The 7191-nt window shown below is 42.2% G+C and carries 8 protein-coding genes; all 8 read left to right on the top strand.

Going from position 1 to position 7191, the window contains the following annotated elements; translation table 11 throughout:
- On the top strand, positions 1–664 hold a 664-nt coding region (locus LC605_RS17270), incomplete at its 5' end, for a sensor histidine kinase (RefSeq protein ID WP_229548748.1).
- A gap of 304 nt (positions 665–968) precedes the next feature.
- The gene (locus tag LC605_RS17265; protein WP_229548747.1) at positions 969–1181 is read left to right on the top strand and encodes a hypothetical protein; all 213 of its coding nucleotides are present in this window, start codon (positions 969–971) and stop codon (positions 1179–1181) included.
- Between the two features lie 375 nt (positions 1182–1556).
- Entirely contained in the window at positions 1557–1802 is a 246-nt protein-coding gene (gene atpE / locus LC605_RS17260; protein ID WP_012411162.1) for an ATP synthase F0 subunit C, read from the top strand.
- Positions 1803–1984: 182 nt separating this feature from the next.
- Positions 1985–2416, top strand: coding sequence for a F0F1 ATP synthase subunit B' (locus tag LC605_RS17255; protein ID WP_229548746.1), 432 nt, complete (start codon positions 1985–1987; stop codon positions 2414–2416).
- Positions 2417–2609: 193 nt separating this feature from the next.
- Entirely contained in the window at positions 2610–3182 is a 573-nt protein-coding gene (locus tag LC605_RS17250; RefSeq protein ID WP_229548745.1) for a F0F1 ATP synthase subunit B, read from the top strand.
- Positions 3179–3733 (top strand): ATP synthase F1 subunit delta, encoded by a 555-nt coding sequence (atpH, locus tag LC605_RS17245; RefSeq protein ID WP_229548744.1) that lies wholly within the window; start codon positions 3179–3181, stop codon positions 3731–3733. The genes LC605_RS17250 and atpH overlap by 4 nt, the downstream gene beginning before the upstream one ends.
- Positions 3734–4063: 330 nt before the next feature.
- Positions 4064–5584: a F0F1 ATP synthase subunit alpha gene (atpA, locus tag LC605_RS17240; RefSeq protein WP_229548743.1), complete on the top strand. Its 1521-nt coding sequence runs from the start codon at positions 4064–4066 to the stop codon at positions 5582–5584.
- A gap of 235 nt (positions 5585–5819) precedes the next feature.
- Positions 5820–6944, top strand: a complete 1125-nt coding sequence (locus LC605_RS17235; RefSeq protein ID WP_229548742.1) for a GTPase — start codon at positions 5820–5822, stop codon at positions 6942–6944.
- The last annotated feature ends 247 nt before the right edge of the window (positions 6945–7191 follow it).

Here is a 7191-nt window from a genome sequence, read left to right as displayed (position 1 = left end):
GATCTCTGTGGCAGAAATTCAAAATGCTAATCAAGTAGCTGATATTGAGTACCTAGCAGAAGATTTGCCCAAGATGTTAACCTCAATGAAGATGGGGGCTGAACGCATCCGCGAAATTATTCTCAGTCTGCGAATCTTCTCTCGTTTAGATGAAGCTGAGTTCAAAACAGCTGATCTCCATGAAGGTATCGACAGTAGCCTGTTAATTTTGCAACACCGTCTGAAGGCACAACATAATCGCCCTCAAATTCAAGTGGTTAAAGAATATGGTGAAATACCTAAAATGCAGTGTTTCGCAGGGCAAATGAATCAGGTATTTATGAATCTCTTGGCAAATGCAATCGATGCTTTAGAAGAGTGTTACCACAAACAACTTTGCCCAAATCCCTTAATTCGCATTTGTTCTGAACAGGTAAATGAAAATGTGATCATTCGGATTGCTGATAATGGCTCAGGAATTCCAAAAGAAATCCAGTCGCGTTTATTTGATCCTTTTTTCACCACGAAACCAATTGGTAAGGGCACTGGTATGGGCTTATCGATCAGCTACCAGATAATTACTGAAAAGCATGGTGGATCTTTGCAATGCATTTCATCACCCGGACAGGGTACAGAGTTTGTAATTGCAATCCCGATTCGACTAGCGAAATCAGCACAATCTTAATAAGTAGATCGGCGCAATTAAAGGTAACTAGCTAAGTACAGCGTTTCATTAATTCGTAGCGAATTCTCTTTGCGTTCCTTTGCGCTTCCCTTTGCGCCCCTTTGCGTTTAAATTTCAACCCTCAATTCGCCACGATTTTACGCAAAGCTGTACTAAGAGGATGTTTGAAAAGTATTTCACTGTGACTTTATAATGCAATACGCTTGGGTTAGCGACAAAAACCTTGTATTGCGTAGGTTGGGGAGCCACTGCGCCCTTGCGGTTAAGAGACTTGTTCGCTTTTAGCGTTCCCGCAGGGTAGCACGTGGCGTTTGAGGAACGAAACCCAACCGAAGAGCGGGGTTTGTTGGGTAACACTAAAGTTCAACCCAACCTACAATTATCCACAAAGCCAAGCGTATTGGACTATAATGATGCGATCGCGATGATCGGTAAAAGAGTCAGGGGGAGTGTTTTTCAGATCCTAACTGCTATCCACCAAACACTGGACAAAACTGGACAACCAGTACCTGTGTAGAGATAGCCAGTCTCAGTCCTAGCCGACAAGCATGGACTACGTTAAGAAGGTCATGACACCCGTTGGTGCTTTCCAGCTAGCGGCTCTGTCGTCAAAGATTAAACAGATGTATTTGGTTAAGTCAGTGTCTTTGACCTAACAAGCCTTTTTAACATTGACGAGGAAAACATTACCGGAGTAATCCGAGTTGGTTTTCTAGGTTTCCAATTCAAAAACCTGGATCAAATCCACGCCAAGTCCGCTTTGTCCACTTTTGTCCAATGAATTAGTGATTAGAGGCGTACCGATCAAAGAAACCGGTGCAGCGTGAAAAACACGTTTCTAGCCGTTAACGTAATGTCTGTTAGTTTTGTAATCAAAGCAAGGAAAATCAACATGGATCCATTAGTTCAGGCTGCTTCAGTTCTCGCTGCTGCTTTAGCGATTGGTTTAGCTGCAATTGGCCCTGGTATCGGTCAAGGAAATGCTGCTGGACAAGCAGTAGAAGGTATTGCTCGTCAACCTGAAGCAGAAGGAAAAATTCGCGGTACTCTGCTATTAACCTTGGCATTCATGGAATCCTTGACTATCTATGGTCTAGTAATTGCCTTGGTATTGCTGTTTGCTAACCCCTTCGGTTAATACCTGAAAATTTTTGTGAGTGTGGAGACGTGAACCATCACGCCTCTACAATCGAAACGTTTTAGGTATCCAAATAGTTCTAATGTTCAGTTGACCCTTGTTGGCTATGGGTCTCTAAAATATGAAAGGTTGGATGATGTTGCTAGCCATGAAAACTGCTACTCCAGCCAAAGAGGAGACAAATGTTTGATTTCGATGCTACCTTGCCCTTCATGGCATTGCAATTCCTGCTATTAGCAGCTTTGTTGAATGCAATTTTCTATAAGCCACTGACCAAGGTACTAGACGATCGCGATAATTATATCCGAACGAATACCCTTGAGGCGCAAGAAAGCTTGGCGAAAGCCGAGCGCTTGGCTACCGAATATGAGCAGCAACTCGCAGACGCTCGCAGACAATCGCAAGCTACCGTAGAAGCAGCTCAACTGGAAGCTAAGAAAATTACTGCCGAAAAAATAGCTGAGGCCCAAAAGGAAGCTCAGTCTCAACGAGAACAAGCTGCTGTTGAAATAGAACAACAAAAGCAAGAAGCTTTTCGTACCTTAGAGCAACAAGTTGATGCTCTAAGCAGGCAGATTCTAGAAAAACTATTGGGGCCAACTCCAGTTAGATAAGCTAACGACATTGGTTCTATGTAAAGCATACGCGCAACTGGGCCCTAGTCCAGAGCGCCAAATTTAAGTGTCAAGAAAGGCACTTTTTCCCTTCTGGGGAAAGATACTTAATTTGCTTACGGGGAAAAAATACTGAAATTTTCTTCCCTACGGGAAAATACAACGTATTAGCAAGCGAGCAGCGCACTTGTAAATGGGTATCATGGGGACATTCTTATTACTTGCCGCAGAAGCGAACGCTGTTCACTCTGAATTGGCAGAAGGCGCAGGAGAAGGTGGTTTCGGTCTAAACCTAGACATTTTTGAAACCAATCTGATCAATCTAGCGATTCTGGTTGGCATATTATTCTACTTCGGACGTAAAGTTTTAAGCAATATCCTGAACGAGCGACAATCCAATATTGCCACCGCCATTCAGGAAGCAGAAGGGCGCTTAAAAGAGGCAAAGACAGCCCTTTCCCAAGCGCAAGAGCAGTTGAAGCAATCTCAAGCAGAAGCAGAACGCATTCGCCAATCGGCCGTAGAAAACGCCCAAAAAGCGAAAGAAGCCTTGTTAGCAAAGGCAGTGCAAGACGTAGAACGCTTAAAACAAACAGCAGCAGCAGATTTGAACACCGAAACTGATCGAGCGATCGCTCAACTGCGGCAACGAGTTGCTACACTAGCATTGCAAAAAGTCGAATCGCAACTCCAAGGCGGGATTGCCGACGATGCTCAACAAAGTTTAATTGACCGCAGCATCGCACAACTGGGAGGCAATGTATGACAAGTCAAGTAGCATCAGCCGAAGTAGCTCAACCCTACGCAGAGGCACTTTTGTCAATAGCGCAATCGAAAAATTTGACAGAAGAGTTCGGGACAGATGCGCGGACTTTCCTGGGTTTACTCACAGCAGACAAACAGCTACATAACTTTTTCAGCAACCCGTTTATTCAGTCTGAGAACAAAAAAGCTCTCATCAAACAAATACTCGGTGAAGGCTCTAACCCCTACTTACGCAACTTTTTGTTGGTGCTAGTAGACAAACGCCGCATTGCCTTCTTGGAATCGATTTTTCAACAATATCTGGCGCTGTTGCGGCAGCTGAATCAAACCGTATTAGCGGAAGTAATTTCAGCCGTTCCCCTCACAGAAGCTCAACAGCAAGCAATTATTGGCAAGGTCATTGCTATTACTAATGCTCGCCAGGTAGAACTAGAAACCAAGGTAGACAGTGAGTTAATTGGTGGTGTAATTATTAAAGTTGGTTCGCAGGTAATTGATGCCAGCATCCGGGGTCAACTGCGCCGCCTTTCATTGCGCCTAACTAATAGTTAGGAGTTAGGAGTTAGGAGTTGGGAGTTGGGAGTTGGGAGTTGGGAGTTGGGAGTTAGGAGTTGGGAGTTGGGAGTTAGGAGTTGGGAGTTAGGAGTTGGGAGTTGGGAGTTAGGAGTTGGGAGTTAGGAGTTGGAAGTTAAGTAAACAGTAATTTATTTTGACTTTTAACCTTTGCTTTTTTAACTCATCACTCTTAACTCCTAACTACTCACTCTTAACTCCTAACTACTCACTCTTAACTCCTAACTACTCACTCTTAACTCCTAACTACTCACTCTTAACTCCTAACTGAATTAATTTTTCAGTCTCGAAAGCAAACAAGATAGACACATGAGCATATCAATTAGACCTGACGAAATTAGCAGCATTATCCAACAACAAATCGAGCAATACGATCAAGAGGTCAAAGTTGCTAACGTTGGTACAGTCCTCCAAGTTGGTGACGGTATTGCCCGGATTTATGGTCTGGAAAAGGCTATGTCTGGGGAACTTTTGGAATTTGAAGATGGCACAATTGGCATCGCCCAGAACTTAGAAGAAGACAACGTGGGCGCGGTGTTGATGGGTGAAGGTTTGGAAATTCAAGAAGGTAGTTCTGTAACCGCTACTGGTAGAATTGCCCAAGTACCCGTAGGAGAAGCTTTAATTGGACGAGTTGTAGACGCTTTGGGTCGCCCCATCGACGGTAAGGGAGATATCAAGACTTCAGACAGCCGTTTGATTGAATCTCCAGCACCAGGTATCATTGCCCGTCGATCTGTACACGAACCCATGCAAACGGGGATTACAGCTATTGACTCCATGATTCCCATCGGTCGTGGTCAACGGGAATTGATCATTGGCGATCGCCAAACCGGTAAAACTGCGATCGCTATCGACACCATCATCAACCAAAAAGAAGAAGATGTAATTTGTGTCTACGTGGCGATCGGTCAAAAAGCTTCTACCGTCGCTAACGTGGTGCAGACATTGCAAGAAAAAGGCGCGATGGATTATACCGTCGTCGTCGCTGCTAGCGCCAGTGAACCAGCAACCCTACAATACCTAGCTCCTTACACAGGCGCAACTATTGCTGAGTACTTTATGTACAAAGGCAAAGCTACCCTGGTAATTTACGATGACCTTTCCAAGCAAGCCCAAGCTTATCGCCAAATGTCCCTGTTGCTGCGTCGCCCACCCGGACGCGAAGCTTACCCCGGAGATGTATTCTACATCCACTCTCGTTTGCTAGAAAGAGCCGCCAAGCTGAGTGATGAATTAGGTAAAGGCAGCATGACCGCCCTACCAATCATCGAAACCCAAGCTGGTGACGTTTCAGCATACATCCCCACCAACGTAATTTCTATTACCGATGGTCAGATATTCCTATCTTCTGACTTGTTCAACGCTGGTATCCGTCCGGCTGTAAACCCAGGTATTTCAGTATCCCGCGTGGGCTCTGCCGCTCAAACCAAGGCAATGAAAAAAGTTGCTGGTAAGATTAAATTGGAACTAGCCCAATTTGACGACCTGCAAGCCTTCGCTCAATTTGCTTCTGACTTGGATAAAGCCACTCAAGACCAGTTGGCACGGGGTCAAAGGTTACGCGAACTCCTCAAGCAGCCACAAAATTCGCCACTCTCAGTATACGAGCAAGTAGCAATTTTGTACGCTGGTATTAATGGTTACTTAGATGATGTACCTGTAAACCAAGTAACCACCTTCACCAAAGGTCTACGGGACTACTTAAAGACTGGTAAAACCCAGTATGCCGAAGGAGTAAAAACCTCCAAAGCACTAGGTGACGCAGAAGAAGCAGCCTTGAAGGAAGCACTCACCGAATACAAGAAAACCTTCAAAGCTACAGCATAGATTGTTTAGGACATAAATTAAGAGGGAAAAAGTGGGAAATTTTATTTCTTTCCCACTTTTTCCGTTTCTATATGTTTCTATATTCTGTATTTTTGAGTGGGCAAATTACCACCTCGAAGATTTTAGTAAATGGGACTATATGTAGTAAAATCGCTGTATATTTCAAAAAATTGCTATATAACGGATAAAGTCAGTTAAACATTACTATTTATAATCTTATAAAAAGATGAATAAAATGGTAGAAAATTATTCATTAGAACAAATCGTTGACAAATTTTTAGAAGAACTCAAGAAGGCTAAGAGAGAACTTGGCCAATTTAATATTCTAATTATTGGCAAAATAGGTGTTGGTAAAAGTACATTAATTAATAGTGTTTTTGACGGTAAGCTCGCAGATACAGGAGTAGGTAAGTCTATCACTCAGGAAATTAAGCAATACACTAAAAAAGATTGTCCAATCACAGTTTATGACACACCTGGGCTAGAATTAATACAAGAAAAAGCTGATAAAGTCAAGCAGGATGTCAAAGGCATAATTCTAGAAAAAAGAGAGCAAGGCATTAAAGAACACATTCATACAGTTTGGTACTGTGTTAATGACTTGGGTAAGAGATGGGAAGAACCAGAAAAATTCTGGATTCAAGAGATGAGTAAGCTAGATATACCTGTTATTCTTGTTTTGACTCAGACTTACGATCCTAAAGAAAGTGAGCTTTTGAAATTTTTTAAAAGCCAGACAAAGGAAGAATTGCCAGTAAATTGTATTATCCCTATTTTGGCACAATCTATAAAAATCAATCAATTTACTATCCCAACGCATGGTTTAAAAAATTTAGTGGAAGAGACAGTTAAACTAATTCCAGAGCAAGCTGAGATCGCATTCATTCACCAACAGGTAGCTAGTATTAATCTCCAATCCATAGAAGCAGAGAGATACTTGATTGGTTACTTAACTGGTAGTGCTTTAATCGCTAGTGCGCCACTTCCAACAATAGAGTTTGGAGCATTGCTAGGTTTGCAGCTGACAATGCTAGCACACATAAGTATGATATTTGGACTAAAATTTGATAAAGAATTCTCTACCATTTTAATTACAGCTATTGCTGGAACGGCAACAACAAAAGACATAGGTATACAATTTCTCACATCCTTGCTCAGTTGGATACCTGGCGCAAATGTCGCAGTAGCACCGGTAGCAGCAGCGATCGCCGCAACAATGACACTTGCCCTTGGACAAGCTTATATTGAGGCGATTAAGTGGTATAAACTAGCTTCATCTCAAGAAGAAGAAATTCCCCTAAACAGATTGGCAGACAAGATAGTAGAGTTTTATAAAAAGTTGACAATAAAAAGGAAATAGCAAATAAATTTGGTTCTTCCAGTAGTTTTATTCCAGAGCATTAAAATCACAGTTTTATAGAAAGTCTCAAAACTTAAAAATCCAATCACAGCAAGTAATATAGGCTATGACTAGGTGTTACTTATTGTTCTGTTAGATAAAATGAACTGAAGCTCCATAGATTTTGAGTAATTACATATAGAGATAGATATATTCTATAAATAAAGAGTGTTATAATCCAGGTAAGTATGTCTTAATAACCCAATTG

Source organism: Nostoc sp. CHAB 5836, assembly GCF_020829445.1.
Taxonomy (GTDB): Bacteria; Cyanobacteriota; Cyanobacteriia; order Cyanobacteriales; family Nostocaceae; genus Nostoc.
The sequence above is the reverse complement of the archived record's forward strand: the minus strand, read 5'-3'. Positions and strand labels throughout refer to the sequence as shown.

Bases quoted from the DNA above. Each gene is read 5' to 3' on its own strand.
- LC605_RS17250 (WP_229548745.1), top strand. From the start codon at position 2,610: ATGGGTATCATGGGGACATTCTTATTACTTGCCGCAGAAGCGAACGCT.
- atpA (WP_229548743.1), top strand. From the start codon at position 4,064: ATGAGCATATCAATTAGACCTGACGAAATTAGCAGCATTATCCAACAA.
- atpH (WP_229548744.1), top strand. From the start codon at position 3,179: ATGACAAGTCAAGTAGCATCAGCCGAAGTAGCTCAACCCTACGCAGAG.
- LC605_RS17255 (WP_229548746.1), top strand. From the start codon at position 1,985: ATGTTTGATTTCGATGCTACCTTGCCCTTCATGGCATTGCAATTCCTG.
- LC605_RS17235 (WP_229548742.1), top strand. From the start codon at position 5,820: ATGGTAGAAAATTATTCATTAGAACAAATCGTTGACAAATTTTTAGAA.
- atpE (WP_012411162.1), top strand. From the start codon at position 1,557: ATGGATCCATTAGTTCAGGCTGCTTCAGTTCTCGCTGCTGCTTTAGCG.